General features: G+C 57.7%; 20 protein-coding genes and 3 pseudogenes. 6 read left to right on the top strand and 17 right to left on the bottom strand.

The features are described 5' to 3' along the window. The 7 genes from DDA898_RS23620 to DDA898_RS07765 all read right to left on the bottom strand — a co-directional run. The coding region (locus DDA898_RS23620; RefSeq protein WP_038910797.1) for a citrate lyase subunit alpha at window positions 1–473 on the bottom strand (473 nt) is incomplete at its 3' end. A gap of 85 nt (window positions 474–558) precedes the next feature. Further along, window positions 559–1467 carry a citrate (pro-3S)-lyase subunit beta gene (gene citE, locus DDA898_RS07790; RefSeq protein ID WP_269077944.1) on the bottom strand — a complete coding sequence of 303 codons (909 nt, stop codon included), beginning with the start codon at window positions 1465–1467 and terminating at the stop codon, window positions 559–561. Further along, entirely contained in the window at window positions 1448–1738 is a 291-nt protein-coding gene (citD, locus tag DDA898_RS07785) for a citrate lyase acyl carrier protein (RefSeq protein WP_013317317.1), read from the bottom strand. The genes citE and citD overlap by 20 nt, the downstream gene beginning before the upstream one ends. Before the next feature lie 32 nt (window positions 1739–1770). Beyond that, window positions 1771–2814, bottom strand: a complete 1044-nt coding sequence (gene citC, locus DDA898_RS07780) for a [citrate (pro-3S)-lyase] ligase (RefSeq protein WP_038910793.1) — start codon at window positions 2812–2814, stop codon at window positions 1771–1773. A gap of 87 nt (window positions 2815–2901) precedes the next feature. After that, a complete protein-coding gene (locus DDA898_RS07775; RefSeq protein ID WP_038910792.1) occupies window positions 2902–3786 on the bottom strand; it encodes a fumarylacetoacetate hydrolase family protein in 885 nt (294 codons plus the stop codon). Between the two features lie 251 nt (window positions 3787–4037). Next, window positions 4038–5282: an MFS transporter gene (locus DDA898_RS07770; RefSeq protein WP_038910791.1), complete on the bottom strand. Its 1245-nt coding sequence runs from the start codon at window positions 5280–5282 to the stop codon at window positions 4038–4040. Between the two features lie 65 nt (window positions 5283–5347). Next, window positions 5348–6439 (bottom strand): 4-oxalomesaconate tautomerase, encoded by a 1092-nt coding sequence (locus tag DDA898_RS07765; protein WP_013317313.1) that lies wholly within the window; start codon window positions 6437–6439, stop codon window positions 5348–5350. Between the two features lie 161 nt (window positions 6440–6600). Between DDA898_RS07765 and DDA898_RS07760 the strand changes: the two genes are divergently transcribed. The 4 genes and pseudogenes from DDA898_RS07760 to DDA898_RS22140 all read left to right on the top strand — a co-directional run. Next, window positions 6601–7527 (top strand): LysR family transcriptional regulator, encoded by a 927-nt coding sequence (locus tag DDA898_RS07760; protein ID WP_013317312.1) that lies wholly within the window; start codon window positions 6601–6603, stop codon window positions 7525–7527. Window positions 7528–7700: 173 nt separating this feature from the next. Next, complete coding sequence (locus DDA898_RS07755) at window positions 7701–8756, top strand: MBL fold metallo-hydrolase (protein ID WP_038910788.1); 1056 nt, start codon at window positions 7701–7703, stop codon at window positions 8754–8756. 56 nt (window positions 8757–8812) lie between these two features. Then, window positions 8813–9034 (top strand): annotated as a pseudogene (locus tag DDA898_RS22145) (toxin-antitoxin system HicB family antitoxin); the annotation flags it as partial. A gap of 5 nt (window positions 9035–9039) precedes the next feature. Then, window positions 9040–9303: pseudogene (locus DDA898_RS22140) on the top strand (integrase core domain-containing protein); the annotation flags it as partial. A gap of 50 nt (window positions 9304–9353) precedes the next feature. Here DDA898_RS22140 and DDA898_RS07750 read toward each other — a convergent pair. Next, on the bottom strand, window positions 9354–9860 hold the full coding sequence (locus DDA898_RS07750; RefSeq protein ID WP_038910787.1) for a GNAT family N-acetyltransferase: 507 nt from the start codon (window positions 9858–9860) through the stop codon (window positions 9354–9356). A gap of 13 nt (window positions 9861–9873) precedes the next feature. After that, complete coding sequence (locus DDA898_RS07745) at window positions 9874–10971, bottom strand: M24 family metallopeptidase (protein WP_038910786.1); 1098 nt, start codon at window positions 10969–10971, stop codon at window positions 9874–9876. A gap of 38 nt (window positions 10972–11009) precedes the next feature. Here DDA898_RS07745 and DDA898_RS23795 point away from each other — a divergent pair, with 38 nt between their 5' ends. Then, window positions 11010–11135 carry a hypothetical protein gene (locus DDA898_RS23795; RefSeq protein WP_269077943.1) on the top strand — a complete coding sequence of 42 codons (126 nt, stop codon included), beginning with the start codon at window positions 11010–11012 and terminating at the stop codon, window positions 11133–11135. A 5-nt stretch (window positions 11136–11140) separates the two neighbouring features. Here the strand turns inward: DDA898_RS23795 and DDA898_RS07740 are convergent, their stop codons facing one another. The 3 genes from DDA898_RS07740 to DDA898_RS07730 form a co-directional block, all read right to left on the bottom strand. Beyond that, window positions 11141–11455, bottom strand: a complete 315-nt coding sequence (locus DDA898_RS07740; protein WP_201765890.1) for an OsmC family protein — start codon at window positions 11453–11455, stop codon at window positions 11141–11143. A gap of 218 nt (window positions 11456–11673) precedes the next feature. Next, complete coding sequence (locus DDA898_RS07735) at window positions 11674–12186, bottom strand: GNAT family N-acetyltransferase (protein WP_013317305.1); 513 nt, start codon at window positions 12184–12186, stop codon at window positions 11674–11676. Between the two features lie 69 nt (window positions 12187–12255). Beyond that, window positions 12256–12822 (bottom strand): helix-turn-helix domain-containing protein, encoded by a 567-nt coding sequence (locus DDA898_RS07730; protein WP_038910783.1) that lies wholly within the window; start codon window positions 12820–12822, stop codon window positions 12256–12258. Window positions 12823–12937: 115 nt separating this feature from the next. Between DDA898_RS07730 and DDA898_RS22135 the strand changes: the two are divergent. After that, a pseudogene (locus tag DDA898_RS22135) lies at window positions 12938–13590 on the top strand (IS630 family transposase); the annotation flags it as partial. Here DDA898_RS22135 and DDA898_RS07725 read toward each other — a convergent pair. The 5 genes from DDA898_RS07725 to DDA898_RS07705 all read right to left on the bottom strand — a co-directional run bounded on the left by DDA898_RS07725 (window position 13550) and on the right by DDA898_RS07705 (window position 18080). Then, window positions 13550–14185 (bottom strand): RraA family protein, encoded by a 636-nt coding sequence (locus DDA898_RS07725; protein WP_038910782.1) that lies wholly within the window; start codon window positions 14183–14185, stop codon window positions 13550–13552. The pseudogene DDA898_RS22135 and the gene DDA898_RS07725 overlap by 41 nt on opposite strands. Window positions 14186–14280: 95 nt before the next feature. Then, on the bottom strand, window positions 14281–15090 hold the full coding sequence (locus DDA898_RS07720) for an ABC transporter ATP-binding protein (protein WP_013317301.1): 810 nt from the start codon (window positions 15088–15090) through the stop codon (window positions 14281–14283). 11 nt (window positions 15091–15101) lie between these two features. Beyond that, entirely contained in the window at window positions 15102–16151 is a 1050-nt protein-coding gene (locus DDA898_RS07715; RefSeq protein ID WP_081639229.1) for a FecCD family ABC transporter permease, read from the bottom strand. After that, window positions 16144–17166 carry a FecCD family ABC transporter permease gene (locus DDA898_RS07710; protein WP_050570226.1) on the bottom strand — a complete coding sequence of 341 codons (1023 nt, stop codon included), beginning with the start codon at window positions 17164–17166 and terminating at the stop codon, window positions 16144–16146. The genes DDA898_RS07715 and DDA898_RS07710 overlap by 8 nt, the downstream gene beginning before the upstream one ends. Next, window positions 17163–18080, bottom strand: a complete 918-nt coding sequence (locus DDA898_RS07705) for an ABC transporter substrate-binding protein (RefSeq protein WP_038910781.1) — start codon at window positions 18078–18080, stop codon at window positions 17163–17165. The genes DDA898_RS07710 and DDA898_RS07705 overlap by 4 nt, the downstream gene beginning before the upstream one ends. Between the last annotated feature and the right edge of the window lie 293 nt (window positions 18081–18373).

Below are 18373 nucleotides of genomic sequence, written 5' to 3'. Positions count from 1 at the left end.
ACGTCAATCTTCAGTTCGCCGCTCTGCAGCAGATGCACGCGGCCGCCGTGCGAGTGAATCTGCACCGGCTCTTTCATCAGGCCGTGCGAAATGGCGTCCGCCAGCTTGCCGCGCATACCGGAGGTGTAGATGCGGCTGATCACGCCATTGCGGATATGCTCGATCAGCGGCGCGTTGCAGGTCATCAGCGAACTGGAGGCCAGCGTCAGGTTTTTAAACCCCAGACGAGCCAGCGTATCCACCACATGGTTAATCACCTTGTCGCCTTCACGGAAGGCGTGGTGGAACGAAATGGTCATGCCGTCCTGCAGACCGCTTTTGCGAATGGCCTCTTCAAGATCGGCACACAGCTTGCGCTGGTGTTTTTCGGTGACGTCATTCAGCCAGGGGGTACGGTGGTTGGCATTGACGAACGGTTGCAGAGGGCTTTTTTCCGGATAGTGCTGCTGCAGTGCTTCAATAAAATTACTCATGATCCAATCCTGTCATTGCGACGGCCCGCCGGCGCGACATCACGCCGCCGGCCCGTGCGGAAACTCTCGGTTACCCGGTCTGCGCCTATTGGCGTACGCCGGACGCCAGCGCGCGCTCCACCACCCGGCGGGCGTGGTCGATAATCGGGCCGTCGATCATTTTTCCGTTCAGCGAAATGACCCCCAGACCGGCGCGTTCGCCGTCTTCCGCCGCCCTGATGACCAGATGGGCGTAGTCCACCTCATCCTGGGTCGGCGCGTAGGCGTTGTGCAGCAGTTCAATCTGACGCGGGTTGATCAGCGACTTGCCGTTGAAGCCCAGCCGGCGGATCAGATCCACTTCTTTCAGGAAACCGTCTTCGTCGTTGACGTTGGAGTACACCACGTCAAAGGCATCGATACCGGCGGCACGGGCGGCATGCAGCACCGCACAGCGGGCGTAGAACAGTTCGGTACCGTCGCCGCGTTCGGTCTGCATGTCCATCACATAGTCGAACGCCGCCAGCGCGATGCCGATCATCCGCTCGGAGGAGCGGGCGATAGACACCGCGTTGATCACCCCGACCGCGGACTCGATCGCCGCCATGATGCGGGTAGAGCCGACGTCACGTCCGCACGCTTTTTCGATGCGCGCCAGGTGATGCTCCAGTTCATCGACATCGTCGGTGGAGTCGGTTTTCGGCAGGCGAATGACATCCACGCCGCCCCGCACCGCCGCTTCCAGGTCTTTCAGGCCGAACGGGGTGTTGAGCTGGTTGATGCGCACCACGGTTTCAATATCCCGGTACATCGGGTGCTGCAGCGCGTGGTACACCAGCAGGCGCGCGGTGTCTTTCTCACGCAGGGACACGGCGTCTTCCAGGTCGAACATGATGGAGTCCGGCTGGTAGATAAAGGCGTTGGACAACATGGCGGCGTTGGCGCCCGGCAGGAACAGCATGCTGCGGCGCAGTTTTTTCGGCTGAGTGGTGTCATCACAGTGTCTCCCAGTCAATGTCTTCCACGCCGGCGGCGCGCAGCACCGCGCTCTGCACCCGGGCACGGATCACGCAGTCCAGCGCGCCCTTGTCCTCGACCACGATGGTGCCGGACTCCACGCCCAGCGTGCGCAGGGTGTCGTTCACCACCTGCGTGATCTGCGCGCCAAACTGTTTGATGACCTCGCTGTTGATCACCACGGTCAACGGGCCTTCCGCCGGCGCCACCCTGACCAGCAAATCGCTGGATTCAAAGGTGCCCGCCAGGGCCTCCTTGATAATTTTCATGTTGTTTACCTGCTTAAGACATTAAAAACACGTTACGCACAGGCGAGTTCGCCATAGCGTTGTAAATGCGCAAACGTGGTCGCCGGGACAATCTCGCGGATAGCTTCAAACTGACGCAGCTTCAGTAACCGGCGCACTTCAGAGGCGGAAATCGCCAGGCCGGAGTGTTCGCGGGTGCGTTCAATTTCCACCACTTCCAGCGCCGGGGCGGCCACCTGCCCGGCCTGCTCCAGCCAGTGGTGCATATCCTGGTTGTACTGATGCGTGACCGGGCAGAACGGCTCGGTGCCGACGAAGCGCCGGGTAATACCGAGCGCCGGGGCGATGTACCGGCGAAAGATGATCAGATCCAGCGCCGCATGCGCCTGGGTAATCAGTTTCTCTTCCTTCAGGAAATAGCCCGGGAAGGTGGCCTTGGAGATCATGTATTCCGACCCGGCGTGCACCGTCAGATTCGGAATATGCGCCACGCCCTGACGCACCATCTCCAGCCGTTCGGTGAACGGGAAAAACGACACGTCTTCCCGCACCACGAAGATATGCAGCCAGTCGCAGGCGCGGGCGGCCTGCTCGGCCAGATAACGGTGCCCCAGCGTGAACGGGTTGGCGTTCATCACGATGGCGCCGATGTCCCGGCCCGGTTTGACCTGCGTCGCCAGCGACTGACAATACTGTTTGATGCCGATGGGCGTGTTTTCCATCAGCACGGCCTGGTCGTCATAACAGGCCAGCGGGTAGAAGCCACAGCCGCGGAAAACCGGAATATTGCAGGGACGGGTGTAGAGAAACAGGTGGAACTGACCGCGCCCGGCGGCGAACTGCACCACCTCGTTCACCACCTTCACCCCCAGATTGCGGTCACGATAATCGGGGTCTACCGCCACACACTTGATGGTATTCGCGCACAGTCCGGCGCAGGCCACCAGCTGGCCGTTATGTCTGCCCACCACAAAAAACTCGATATCCCTGTCCATGCCCAACTGGCACCGCCCGAGAAACTGACTGACTTCCGCCAGTTCACGGGGTTGGACGCGAACATCCAGCGTGGCAAACGTAAAACTCTCATCGGCGTACATAACGGTTATCCTGCTTTTTGCTGTACCACTTGCTGTACCACATCACACGTGGGGTCGACGCCTCCGGCAAGCCGGAGGCGAGGCCTGTCAGTGCCCCACGGCGGCGGGCGCCGCTCGCGGGGTTTTCACCGGCTGGGCGACTTCACCAATGGTGTTGCGCAGGTGACCCACGTTTTCAATTTCCACTTCAATGCTGTCGCCCGGCTTCATGAACAGCGGCGGCGTGCGTTTCTTGCCGACACCGCCCGGCGAGCCGGTAATGATCACGTCACCGGCGCTCAGCGCGGTGAAGGTACTGATGTATTCGATCAGATCCGCCACCTTGTGGATCATGCTGGCGGTGTTGTCGTCCTGCACCATGCGGCCGTTCAGGTAGGTACGGATGGTCAGGGCATGCGGATCCGGAATTTCGTCACGGGTGGTGAGATACGGCCCGAACGCCCCGGTTTTCTGCCAGTTCTTGCCGGCGGTAAACCAGCTGTGCTGCCAGTCGCGGGCGGAGCCGTCCATATAGCAGCTGTAACCGGCGACAAACGACAGTGCCTCGTCGCGGGGGATGTTCTGACCGCTTTTGCCGATGATCACCGCCAGTTCGCCTTCATAGTCGAACTCGCTGGAGTAGTGCGGCTTGAGCACCGGGGTACCGTGGCCGGTCTGCGAGTCGGCGAACCGCACAAACAGGGTCGGCGCCGGGTTCTGCTCGTTGAACTCTTTACGTTTGTCGGCGTAGTTCATGCCGACGCACAGGATTTTGGACGGCGACACAATCACCGGCAGGAAGGTCACGTCGGCCACGGCGACGTCCGGCGTCTGGCTCTGGAACGCCGCGGCGTCCTGGAGCGCATCGCCCGCCAGCAAGGCTTTCAGGTCCGGATAACGGTCGCCGAGGCGGCTTCCCAAATCAATCAGGCCCGCCGGCGTGTGGATCCCGTAGCTGTTTTTGCCGTGATGGCGGTAACTTGCAAGTTTCATAACCACACCTGGTGTTGATTCAATAGTTATTTAGTACCGGCTGAACAGGAATAGTCAGCTGCGGTCGCTCTTGTTTTATTTCTCAAAAGTTTTATTTCTCGAAAGCTTTATTTATCGAAAGTTTTATTTATCAGACATTGGGTTTGTCGGGTATTTATTTACCCGCCCACCTATTGCATCTGATTATTTATTACTTTCGATTATTTATTACTTTCGATCGTTTATTACTTTCGATTGTTTATTGCTTTCGATTATTTATTGCTTTGTGCTGCAACCAGACTGACACGCTGTATACCGTTCAGATAAGTCGCCACCAAAACACCGCCGACCAGCAACGTAATAATAAATGCCGTCATACCGAGCCAGCCGGCCGAAGAGAAGATTAATCCATTGCAATAACCAACTACGGAGCCGCCCATATAATAAAAGAACAGGTAAAATGCGGTTGCCTGACCACGGGCGTGTGTGGCATTTTTACTCACCCAGCTCAATCCAATAGAGTGGCAGCCAAAGAAACATCCGGTAAACAGAATAGCGCCGAGGACAAATATCGGCAAATTACCGGTTAACGTCAGCAGCATACCGACAACCATTAGCGTAAATAATGCAGACAAGACTTTCATTGCGCCATATTTTTGCGATAAGCGACCTGCTTGTGGCGCGGTAAAGAAGCTCATTAAAAAACTGAAAGAAATTAACCCGGCATTAGCATGAGAGACATTAAAGGGTTCACGCGCCAGGAAAAAGGCCAGATAATTATACAGCGAGGTAAATACGCCAAAAATAATGAAACTAACCACATACATCAGGGACAATTTTTTGTTTTTAAAATGCGCCATAGCCCCTTTGACGATGTAGGAAAAGTTCAGGCTACTGCTGGCAGTAAAGTTTTTCGATGCGGGCAGCACCACCGAAACCAGCAGCGCGGCAAACATCAGCGTAAAGGCAAAGCCATAGAAGATAACATCAATAGAGGTATTGCCAATCAACTGGCTGGCGATAACGCGACCCGACATGCCGCCAATCGAATTACCAAATACGAAATATCCCGTCACCACGCCGGCCACTACCGGAGCAACTTCTTCACTGATATAGGCGGTCGCAGCGGCGGCAATACCACTTAGCGCCAGGCCAATCACGCCCCGCACCATTACCAGCAATGCCCAGGATTTTACCAGTGGGCAAATCAGCGTCAGAAGTCCGCCCAGCAGCAGTGACACCACAATTAGCCGTTTGCGCCCGTAACGGTCGGCTAATGTGCCGGTAAACAACAACCCGATAGCCAGCATGGCGGTTTCCGCCGACAGAATAATACTCACCTGGCTGACCGGAACGTCATAATCTTTAGCCAGCACCGGTAATAACGGTTGAATAAAAAATAATGATGCCAGTTCGGCCAGACCGGAAAAAGCCAGAGCGAAAATAACACGCAAATACTTCGTGATATTAACAGGTTGTTCCTGATCATTTGATGTAGGTGCCTGAATTGCACTCATAATAACCTCACAATATATTTGTAGGGATACAGGGAATAAAAAATCACTTGTTACATTAATTATTTTTAAATATCTGCTGTTTCCAGAGAGTATGAAGGAATAAAGACATTACCAACAAATAACTTTCTCGCCGTTCGAATAACAGAAGCACGAATATCTTCGTAAAGCTCGCCGTTTTTCATCAGCGACACGGCAATTTTTCCACTGGGGTGCTCAATATTGACCTCCTCCAGAAAAATTTGTCGATATTTCTCCGGCAGTACCGTTTGTGCCACGCTGTTTTCTACTACACAAGCGGTAGAAATACCGATAGATCCGGTAATTGCCAGAGAGCGGTGGCAGTTATGCGGCATAAAATAACGCACCTGAAGCGTTCCGCCGGCGGTCGGCGGGCTGAGCAATACCGGTTTAGGGATAACTTTATTGCTGACGTCACCCAGCCCCATCGCCTGCCCGGCCTGTAATCGAATGCGCTCCAGTTGTTGCATAAATGCCCTGTCCGCCTCCAGCGCCTGCGGAGACTCACTGCCCGTCTTATTCAACGAGCGGGCATCGATAAGCACCATCGGCATCGCCATATCGATGCAAGTCACCTCGACCCCGTCAAACACATCACGCACCTTGCCGGAGGGAAACAGTTTGCCGGTTTTGCTGCCAGCCGAATTCAGGAATGTCAGCCCCACCGGGGCCGCACTACCGGGTACACCGTCGATTTCGGTTTCGCCGTCGTACTCCACGCGCCGCTGCGGCGTATGAATATCCGCATCCACCAGCGTACCGGTATTCAGGTTACGAATGCGCACCCGTGTGGTTGGATGGTTGGCGGTCACCAATCCATGCTCAATAGCGAACGGTCCCACGGCGCACAGCATATTGCCGCAGTTCGGCGTGGTATCCACCCGGCGCTCTTTCACCATCACCTGTGCGAACAGGTAATCCACATCCGCATCCGGGTGGGTGGATTTGCTGACAATCGCCACCTTGCTGGTTTGCGGCGCGCCGCCGCCAATACCGTCAATCTCCAGCTCATGGCCGGAGCCCATCAATGCCAGCAATACTTCATCACGCTGTTGGCGATCTTGCGGTAAATCGCTGGCCAGAATCACCGGGCCTTTTGACGTACCGCCGCGCATTAATACACAGGGAATCTTTACCATCATGCTCTCTCACGACTGAACCGCTTTTGATGGCACAAGCATCCCATAGCACTATCCATGACTCTAATGTCAAAAAAATAACGATTAATTTATTTCTTGCATTAATCGCGTAGCGATTACAGATTACCGTGTCAGTTCCCCACCAGCAGGAGAGAAAGTCGATGCAGCATGAGCTTCAGGGCATCAAGGCGTTTGTCAAAATTGCGGATACCGGCTGCTTTACCAAAGCCTCAGAGCTGTTGCACATTTCTCAACCGGCGTTAACGCGACGGATAAAAAAGCTGGAAGAGAGCCTGGGAACCACGCTGTTTGAACGCTCGACCCGCCGGGTCAGCCTGACCGCCGTTGGCAAAAGCTTTTTGCCTAACGCAAGAAACCTCATTGATTTTTATGAAAACTCCATACTGAACATTCAGGAAATGGCCTCACACCAGACCGGCTTTGTTACGCTGTCTTGTATTCCCACCGCCGCTTTCTATTTCCTGCCTGCCGTTATTCGTAATTACAACGAACACTACCCGAATATCCGCATTCGCATACTGGAACACAGCGCAAGCGATTGTCTGGACGCGGTACTCAACGGAGACGCGGATTTTGGTATTAACATGATCAACGTCACACACTTTAATGTGGAGTTTACGCCGTTGGTGAATGAGCCCTTTGTACTGGCCTGCCGGCGTGACCATCCGCTGGCAAAAAAGTCGCTGGTGATGTGGGAGGAACTGGCGGATTACCCGCTGATTGGCGTGAGACGCTCCAGCGGCAACCGGTTGCTGATTGAACAGGCGCTGGAAAACAGCGCCTGGAAACCTAACTGGTTTTATGAGGTACGCCACCTGTCGACCTCGCTTGGCATGGTGGAAGCCGGTCTGGGTATCGCGGCCGTCCCCAGTCTGGCGATGCCGCGCGACGAGCACCATGTGTTAGTGAGCAAACCGCTGATAGAACCGGTCGTGCGCAGAACGCTCGGCGTGGTGCAACGCAAGGACTCCACGCTGACGCCAGCGGCTGAGCGCTTTAAAGATATCCTGATGCATCTGTGGTCCAACGAGAAGAACAGCCCCTGGATAGGCAAATTCAACCTCTGAATATCCACCGCGCGGCTATGCCTGAACATAAGAGTATCAAATAAATACCGCATTATATGCGATGACAGGGATGACAGCGGCGTGCTATCCGTAACCTCGCTGGCATTGATAGCCTCACCCCGTTTTGACGCACTAACCCAGCCGGTTCAACCCTACTCATTCCAGGAGAGCATATGCCAGATGACATTAGGCCGCACTACAACCCACAGACCGGGCGTTTTTTCAACCTGCGCCCGTCAGCCGCGCCGCGGATGAACCTGTGGCAAAGCCTGTCGCTGCTGTGGCGGCTCGGTTTTCAGCGCAAAGGTCGCGTACCGGACAAACGACTGCCGGTGATATCCCCTGACCTCAATGCGTTCCTCGCCGTCGACGAGCGCCTCAAATTTATCTGGTTCGGACACTCGACCCTGCTGCTCAATCTGGATGATACCCGCATCCTGATCGACCCGGTGTTTTCCGCCAGCGTGTCGCCATTCAGCTTTATGTTTCGCCGTTTTCAGCCGCCGGTGCTGGCGCGCGAAGCGCTGCCGGACATCGACATCATTCTGCTGTCGCACGACCACTACGACCATCTCGACGAACAGACCATTCGCGCCTTCCGCGACACCCCGACCCGCTTTATCGCCCCGCTGAAAGTGGGCGAGCACCTGAAAAAATGGGGCATTGAAGCGGAACGGATTCAGGAGCTGGAATGGTATCAATCTCATACGCTTAACGACATCACGTTCACCGCCACGCCGTCGCACCACTTTTCCGGCCGCAGCCTATCCGGCCGTAATACTACGCTATGGGCGTCCTGGGTGATTCAGGGACAGCGGGAGCGCATTTTTTTCAGCGGCGACTCCGGCTATGGCGAGCACTTCCGCGATATCGGCGAACGCTTCGGCCCGTTCTCCCTGGCATTTATGGAAAACGGCCAGTACAACGAACGCTGGCCGGACTCACACATGCACCCGGAACAGACCGTGCAGGCGGTGCAGGACGTGCGCGCCAGCCTGTTTATGCCGATCCACTGGGGGATGTTCGCGCTGGCCTTTCACGACTGGGCCGACCCGGTGCGCAACAGCAGCCAATTGGCGCGAGAGCGGCAGTTGCCGATGATCATGCCGATGCTGGGGGAAATCGTCACACTGGGGATGCCTACGGCGACGCCGGCGTGGTGGGAGCAGCAGGCTGATTGTCAACGCGCACAGGTGATAACCGATGCCGTCGTGCAGGATGTGGAATAGCTGAGGTGGCAAGTAGCCAACCTGCGCGACTGGCTTGAAAACATAGGAGTGAAGCCATGAGCAAACCATCTGCACCAAACACTCTTGAAATAGCCGGACAACCGGCTGTTATCAGCTATGTGTCGGAACTTGGCGCGTTTCGTGGCAAGTTTCTGGGTCTGGCTGGCTATTGTGATTTTGTGTCGGACAGCATTCAGGGACTGAAAAAAGAAGGGGTGATTTCACTGCGTGAATATTTGGATGACTGTAGTGCAGCAAGTATCGAGCCTTACACTAAATAGCTTCTCATAATACAAGCAGGCAGTTCCGGCAGTCACTGTGGCGGTACCGGATCAGGCAGAGTATGAGTCGTCGTGGAAACTGTTGGGATAACAGTCCGATGGAGCGCTTCTTCAGAAGCCTGAAGAACGAGTGGGTGCCGGTGACGGGTTACACAAGCTTCACCGATGCTGCCTGTGCAATAACGGACTATATCGTTGGGTATTACAGTGCTCTCAGGCCGCACGAATATAACGGTGGGTTACCACCAAACGAATCGGAAAGCTGAAAGACCGAGCCGAGCATAGAAATTGATCGAGCTGCGGATAGGAGGTAGGGTCACGACCCCACTGGAACTCGCAGTCGCGCCATCTGGGTTGTGTTTCCATAACGACCGTTGCGGAACAGATCCATCTTGAACTCGCCCTCGGTCTCGAAGCCGAAGCTTCGATAGAGCGCAATGGCACGACTGTTTTCAGAAGCCACCGACAATTCAAGGCGGACAAGGTTGAGCCAGTTGTCAGCAAGGTTGATCATTTCAGCCATCAATGCCCGACCAACGCCCTGCCCGTGAAAATCCACATGGACGCAGAGGCCAAAGCTGCCGACATGCTTGCGGCGCGGCGCGCGGTTGAGGATCATGCCGAGATGACCGACCACACGGTCGTTGATCTCGGCCACCAGTTCCATACCCTCCGGGTCGCGCGTGCGGTAAAAATCTCGCCAGAACTGGACATCACGATACGGGAGTTGCGCGGTGAACCCTACAACCTCCTCAACAGCGTAAATGGCGGCAATGTCATCGCCATCCTCTGCCTCAGGTCTACGAATGATAATCTTCGACATACCTAGTCACTCCTCAAATGCTAACGCGGACCGGCTTGCGGGATAGTTCAGAGAGTACTTCCGCGCCGGTCTCGCGCAGGAGGACGATCTCTTCCAGCCGTACGCCGAACCGGTCGGTCAGGTAGATGCCCGGTTCGATGGAAAAGACATTGCCAGTCTGAAGAAGGACGTCGGACGTCGCGGTGATATAGGGCCGCTCGTGAGTGTCAATGCCGAGACCGTGGCCGGTCCGGTGCAGGAAGCAGTCGCCGAAGCCCGCCGCTGCAATCGTTTCGCGGGCGGCGCGGTCGACGTCGGATGCCTTTACGCCCGGCCGCGCTGCGGCGATGGCCGCCTGCACCGCGAGTTCCACGATGGCCGTGACTTCCTCGAAGCCTTTCGGCGGGGCGCCGCAATAGCCGACGCGGGTCATGTCGCTCGGATAGCCATCCTTGCGGCCGCCGATATCGATGAGGATCGCATCACCCTCCTTCAGGCGGCGTTCGCCGGAATGGTGGTGCGGATAAGCACCGTTTTCGCCGAAGCAGACGATGACGAATTCAACGGATGCGCCATTCGCCTTGAAGGTCCGCTCGATGATTCCGGCGGCTTCCAGCTCGCTCATGCCGGGCTTGAGCGCAGCAAAGGCCGTACACATCGTCTCATCGTCGATCAGCGCATTCATTTTCAGAAGCTTGTATTCACTCTCGTCCTTGGCTGCGCGCAGTGCGCCCACCGTATCGACGAGGAATTGTCGTTTCGCGCCTGGAAGCGCATCTACGATCATCAGGGCGAAATCGGCGCGCATGGTTTCATCAAGCGCAATGGACGGGTTCGTGACGCTGGAAATACCGGTCTCCGACAGCACCTTGCCGAAGGCTACGGCTGCACCTTGCGCATCCGACCAGGTGTGGAAGGGAAGGTCAGTGTGCTGGCGCGCGCTATCTGCATTCAGTGCTGGCATCAGGAAGGCGGCAGATTTCGGCCCGACAACGAGCATAACCGGACGTTCGTCACCATGTGGGTCGAATCCAACCAGCCACTTCATGTTGGAGGTCGGCCCGATAAAGACGCCGTCAGTTTTCGTTTCGGCCATCCGCACGGTTAGCCGTTTCATGCGCGCCTTAAACATCGGCACCGCTCCTGTTATTCAATCGGCAGAAAATAAAAATGCTGGATGTCATGATAATACCCGTTATTGGTCTGACGCTGTTCGATAAAACAGATGGATTAAACCAATCGGGAAATCCCCCGGCTTTGCAGGGGGGATGGTTACTGGCCGAAAAAGCCCTTTGATGACATCACGTCACCTCCTCCTCGAAGGCGATGGCCCTGGAAAGCGTCTTTCTGACCGGGCATAGCCGAGCCGCGGCAATCAGGGTGTTACGGTCGACCTCGGAGAGATCATTGTCGATTTGGATTTCAGTGTGGAAGACCAACCGCACAGGATCGGTGCGGTCCAGATCGACCCTTACGCTCAAGTGCTTTAGTGGAATGCCGCGCTCCTTTGCGGCCAAACGCACCGTGATCGCCGTACAGCTCGCAAGGGCTGACTCAAGCAATTCGTGCGGGCGAAACCCCTCTCCCTCCCCCTTGGGTGGAGTTGTGTCCGCCACAAGGGAGTACTCTGCACTTGAGACCAAAGTTCTAGTTGCCGGGCTATCGTTGCTTGCAGTTACCATATCGACATTATTCCGAATCTTATGATGAGTGGGACAAGGATCATTGCGGCATTGACCGAGTTCTCTTCGTCATGAGAAGGTTTTGAGCCACAATCGCTGTTCCGGCGGCGACCGGGGGAGAATATAAGGCAAGGTTGCCCATCCCCTTCACCTCAGTTGGGTGTTGGCCTGTCATCGAGGATCAGGAACATGAATGTCAGGTCGAGCCACTGGCCGAATTTCATGCCAACCTGCGGAATTGGATCCACGCGGCCGAATCCAAGCTTCTCATGCAGCCGGATGGACGCAGCGTTTTTAGATTCGATCCCGGCGACCATAGAATGCTTGCCGATGGCCCGGGCGCGCTCGATCAACGCCTTCATCAATGCTTCTGCGATACCTTTGCCTCGATGGTCGATGTGAACATAAACCGAGTGCTCAACAGTATGTCGATAGCCGTCGAATGCTCGCCAATCGCCGAAGGACGCATATCCCATAACCGAACCATCGTCGGACAGAGCAACAAGGACGGGGTATCCAAGTCGTGTCCTGTCGGCTAGCCATATCGCGCGGTTGGCCACATCGACAGTGGTGTCATTGAAGATGGCCGTTGTGTTTAGCACAGCATGGTTGTAGATATCGGCGACCGTTTCAAGGTCGTCGGACTTGGCGTCCCGAATGATCATGGCTTGCTCCCGCCAGTACACTATGATGTCATTTTGTATATCATAGTGGACTAATGGGAGCAAGCCAAATCACGAGACCTTCAAGACCATGACCGCATAAGAGCACGGTTTCTTTGTAGCGTTCCTAAAGATGCAATCCGTCGGCGGCCCGAGTTCCAGACAGTCACCCTGCTTCATCTCGTGCGTCACGTCGCCTTCAACGAAAACCAGCTCCCCCGAGAGAACCCAGACAAGCTGCCTCAGGAAAGCGTAGGCAGATGCGGGCATGGGAACTTTCTCCCCGGGAGGTAGTGTGATATGGACAATATCGAAGGGAAGATCGGAACCTGGAGAAACATGCCTTCTTATGTACCCGGTCTCTGGGTCCTGCCACGTCGGTTGATCATTCACGCGAAGCAGACGACCTTGCTTCATTTCCGCACGTGCCAGTAACGTCGACATACTCAACCCAAACGCTCCAGAGAGTTTTCCAAGAAGGTTTGCCGTCGGGCTGCTCTCGCCACGCTCGATCTTGTGGATCATAGCCCGGGACACCGAAGCCTTCTCCGCCAGATCGCTAAGCGACCAGCCTCTACTTTCACGCTCGGAGCGAATACGCGCTGCGATACGTTTATCCATGTTAGTTTCTTTGCTCATCGTGCCACTATAGTAAATAGCCGCGCGGAATAGTAGATCACTTAAAGGGAACTCAGCCCGGATTGTGCGATCTGATCAATCGCCAAACCAACCCTATCACCAACCGGACTGAGCGATGCCGATCATAGCAACAATACCCCGTGACGAACGACGCCTGATGCAGAAAGCAACCCATAAAACACGCGATAAAATCATGCCCGCAGGCTGACAGCCATGCTGATGCTGCATCGCGGAGACAGTGTCAGTGACGTCGCCAGAACGCTCTGCTGCGCCCGTTCATCCGTCGGGCGCTGGATTCACTGGTTTACGCTGTCAGGTGTTGAAGGCCTGAAATCCTTACCCGCAGGGCGTTCCCGTCGTTGGCCCTTTGAGCATATCTGCGCATTGCTTCGTGAACGGATAAAACACTCTCCCGGTGATTTTGGTTATCAGCCCTCACGCTGGAGCACGGAGCTACTGGCAATAAAAATCAAACAGATAACCGGATGCACTTTACATGCTGGCACTGTCCGGCGCTGGTTGCCGTGAGCCGGGTTAGTATGGCGCAGGGCCGCACCAACCCTGCATATCCGTGACCCGCATACAGATGAAAAGATGGCGACCATCCATAAAGCGCTGGACGCATGTAGCGCAGAATATCCGGTCTTTTATGAAGATGAAGTGGATATCCACCTCAACCCGAAAATCGGTGCGGACTGGCGGCTGCACGGACAGCAAAAACGCGAGGTCACACCGTGGCAGAAGAGGACTCAAGCAATTTCCGCCGCAGCGCGTCCCGCCGCTCAGCGTCGGCGTGCTCCTTGTCTAACGCCTTCGCCAGCCAGTCGCGGGCGGCTGAAGGACTCAGGATAAACACCCCGTCGTCATCACCAATCGCCACATCACCGGGGTGCACCGCCTCGCCCGCTACCGTCACCGGTACATTGATCGCGCCTGCGGTTCCCAGCGTGCGGGTGGTAATGGCGCTGACGCCTTTGCAGAACACCGGCAGCCCCAGTTGACGCAGCGCGCGTGAATCCGTCACCGCCCCCGCTATCACCACCCCCGCCAGCCCTTTCACACACGCCGCCAGCGCACGCAGCTCGCCCCAGCAGGCGCGATCTTCCTCCTCCGACGCATCGACCACCAGCACATCGCCGGGCTGGCTCAGCAGCAGCGCCTCGCGCAGTATGCCGCCATCCGGCGGGCACAGTTTGACCGTCACTACGTTGCCAACCATCTGCATGTCCGGCAGCAGCGGCCGGATGCCCTGTAAATAGCCGGTTTCCGTCAAATGCCCCAGCGTGGAGGTGCTGATTTGACGGTAGCCTGCCAGCAGCTCGTCACTGAGCGGCGGCACGCGGGGAATGATTTGATAACTCATCGTATTTCCTGAAATTGTGGATACGTCGTCAACGGGGCGTTTATCCCTGCCCTGCATCACGTTGCCGATACGTTGGTTCGCTTACCCGGCCACACTTACGCCACTGTCGCCCTCTCCTGCGGTTTCTCGCGACCGAATGGAATACACAATGGCGTGTGGAAAAACGGGTCGGGGACGATCCGACAGTCCAGATTGAACACCGTTTTAACCAGCGCCTCATCCAGAATCTCAGCCGGCGCGCCCTGCGCGAAAGCGGTGCGGTTATGCACCGCCACCATGTGGTCGGCGTAACGGCAGGCCAGATTGAGGTCGTGCAGCACCATAATGATGGTTTTGCCGTGCTGGCGGTTCAACTCACGCAGTAAATCCAGCACCTCGATCTGATGCGCCAGATCGAGGAAGGTGGTGGGTTCGTCCAGCAGTACCACCTCGGTGTCCTGCGCCAGCGTCATGGCGATCCACACCCGCTGGCGCTGGCCGCCGGACAACGCATCCACCGGTCGCTCCGCCAGCATGTCGGTGCCGGTCTGGCGCAGAGCCTGATTCACCATCGCCTCGTCTTGCTCCGACCACTGCTGTAGCCAGTTCTGATAAGGATAGCGGCCCAGGCTGACCAGCTGTTTCACGGTAATGCCTTCCGGCGCGTCCGGCATCTGCGGCAAAATCGCCAGTTCGCGCGCCACGGCGGCGGTGGACTGGCGGTGGATATCCTCGCCATTGAGGATCACCGCGCCTTTCAGCGGTTTGAGCAAACGGGCGAAGGATTTGAGCAACGTACTTTTGCCGCAGCCGTTGCTGCCAATCAGCACCGACACTTTGCCCTTCGGCAACTGGATATCCAGGTTGTCGATAATAGTCTGGCTGGCATAGCCGAGGGTCAGTTCCCGGCTGGTAATGGCGGTCATCATCCGTTTCCTTAATGACGTTGTTTTATCAGTAAATACAGAAAGAACGGCGCGCCCAGCGCCGATACAAAAATCCCGGCGGGCAGATCCAGCGGCAAAAACAGGGTTCGTCCGCACAGGTCCGCCACCATCACCAGCCCGGCGCCGCTCAGAAACGCCATCGCCGCCTGCCCGGCAAACCCCGGCGCCACCAGCCGTTTGGCGATGTGCGGCGCGATCAACCCGACGAACGCCATCGCGCCGCCCCAGGCGATCGCCGCGCCCGCCAGCGCCACGCTCAGCAGCAGCAACGCCACGCGCAGCCACTGCACCCGCACGCCGATGCCCTGCGCCAGCCCGTCATCCAGTTGCTGCACCCGTACCTGACGCGCCAGCAGCACCAGCCACGGCGCAATCAGCAGCAGCCAGCCTCCCAGCTCGCGGGTTTCTCGCCAACTGGCGCCATAGACGCTGCCGGTCAGCCAGACATAAGCCGACAACGTGGTGGTCAGCGGGCTGAACACCAGCATGAAGGTGGTGGCGGCCGTCAACAACGCCGACACGCCGACGCCGGTCAGCACCAGCCGTTGCGGCGATACGCCCGCTTGCCACGCCAGCCAATACACCGCCAGCGCCGCCGTCGCGGCCCCGATCATCGCCGCCAGCGGCAGATAGTGCGCCCCCAGCGTGGCGGCGAGAAACGACAGATAGAATACCGCCGCCGCGCTGGCGCCGCTGGTGATGCCCAGAATGTCCGGCGAAGCCAGCGGATTGCGGATCATCGCTTGCAAAATCAGCCCGGATACCGCCAGCGCGCCGCCTACCAATGCAGCCAACACCACGCGCGGCAACCGTAACTGCTGTACGATCAACGCCGCGCCTTCCGGCTGCGACGACCACAGCGCCCGCAATACCTCCCACGGCGACAGCATCAGTTTGCCTACGCCAAGCGATGCCACCATCACCGCCAGCACCAGCAACAACGCCAGCGACACCCGGCCGACGGTGGTCAGGTTGATCTGACGGGAAAAACGCCCCTGCCGCCACACCAGCACATGATCCATGCCCCCACGCTTATCCATAACGACCTCCGCGCCGCAGCAGGAAAATAAAGAACGACGCGCCGAACAACGCGGTCATCACGCCGACCGGCACCTCCTGCGGCACAATCACCACCCGCGCCAGAATATCCGCCAGCAACAACAGGCACGCCCCCAGCAGCGCGCAGCCGGGCAACAGCCAGCGGTGATCGGCGGGCAACAGTTTGCGGGCCATGTGCGGCACAATCAGCCCGACAAAGCCGATACTGCCCGCCATCGCCACCGCGCCGCCGGCCAATGCCACAACCAGCAGGCTCATCAGCAGCCGGATGCGCCCGGTGCGTTGCCCCAATCCACGGGCGATAGCTTCCCCGGCGTTCAGCACGTTGACCTGCCCCGACAACAGCAGCGCACCGACCAACGCCGCCAGGCAGTAGCCCATCAGCGGCAGCACCGTCGCCAGCTCACGGTCGGCCACCGAGCCCGCCAGCCAGAACAGCACCGTATCCAGCCCTTCCTGATTCACCACCAGCATCGCCTGACTGAAGGCGGCGAACATGGCGGTGATGGCCGCGCCCGCCAGCACCATACGCAACGGGTTAAGACTGCCCTTGCCCATGGTGCCGATCAGCCATACCAGACACCCGGCCACCGCCGCGCCGGCAAAAGCCGACCACAGCCATACCGACATCGCCACTTTGGGAAACAGCGACACACAGACAATCAGAAAAAACATCGCCCCGGCGTTGATACCGAACAAACCCGGCGACGCCAGCGGGTTACGGGTCAGCACCTGCATCAACGCGCCCGCCACCGCCAGACCGGCGCCCACCACGATGGCGATCAACGTGCGCGACAGGCGGGTCGAGGTGACCAGAATATGGCTGACGTTGAGCGGATCCGGGTGCCACAGCGCACCCAGCACCTGCGACGGCGCAATCCACACCGGCCCAACCATCAGACTGAGAACGGCCAGCGCCAGCAGGCAGACGCCGCCGCCCGCCAGCACCTGACCGGGCGCTATCCGCTTCCCGGCCGGTATCACGGCATGACTCATGACGCGCCTCCGGCGATGCCGGTGACCCGGGCGATATCGTCCAGCATCATGTTGGCGCCCAGAATACCGCCGGACAGGCTCCAGGTGACGCCATTCACCACCCACACCTGATTGCGCCGCGGGGCGCGTAATTGCTGCCACAGCGGGTGACGAATCAGCGACTCATAGTTGCGTTGCACAGACGGACTCTCGGATCGCAGGAAAATGAAAAAGATGTCGGCATCCACCACCGGGATACTCTCTTTATTGGTCAGTTTGAGGGAGACGCCCGGCTGGGCGCGGCTGGCGTCGCTCCAGCCGAACCCCAGCTCGCTCAGCACCGAGCCGGGAAAACTGCCGGGCAAATAGCTGCGGATATGGTCTTCGCGGATATCCAGTATCGACACGGTCGGCGGCCAGTCGCCGCCGAATTTGCGCTGCAACTGCTCACGCAACCCGTTCACCCGCTGCTGCCAGTGTTGCAGCAACTGATCGGCCACCGCCTGACGCTGAAGCGCCTGCCCCATTACCTGCACCGTTTTTTTGAACTGGTAGATTTCATCCAGCATCACCACCGGCGCAATCTGCGACAGCAGCGGCTCCAGCCGCTGATGACGAAAGCGCGACGCGACGATGGCGTCGGGCTTCAGCAGCACGATGTCTTCCAGGCTGGGCTGGGTTTCCAGCCCCACATGCGGTACCCCGGCCAGCGCCTGGCGCAGGTAGCGATACATCGGCTTCTCGCTCCACGAATCCACTACGCCGGCGGGCGTGATCCCCAGCGCCACCGCGGTATCCGTGGCGCCCTGAAACAGGGTAATGACCCGTTGCGGCATAAACAAGGACTGGGCCAGCGCAGGCCGGCCCAGTCCCAGTGGCAACAGGCTTAACGACAACCGCAGCAATCGGCGGCGCGAAAGCAAATACTTATTCACGATTCTATGTGATCTACCCTACAGGTTGAACTGTTGACAGACAGTTGGGGCTGTTAATAAACAGCCGCGTTATTTTTGTTACCGGTAACCTTGCCGGGGCCGTGCGACATTTCGTGCTTGATAAACTGAGTGAGTTCTTTGCAACTTCATCGCACGCACGACAAGGAGAGGCTCACACGCCGCCTCTCCTTGACCTCTGGCTGACAGGCTAAACTGTGCCGCTAACGCGGTGCCTTCGGCGTTCGCCTTCGCTGTTCGGGCCGCCCGTGACGCGTTCCAGACGCGGCACGGGC

Source organism: Dickeya dadantii NCPPB 898, assembly GCF_000406145.1.
In the GTDB taxonomy this organism is placed as follows: domain Bacteria; phylum Pseudomonadota; class Gammaproteobacteria; order Enterobacterales; family Enterobacteriaceae; genus Dickeya; species Dickeya dadantii.
The sequence above is the reverse complement of the archived record's forward strand: the minus strand, read 5'-3'. Positions and strand labels throughout refer to the sequence as shown.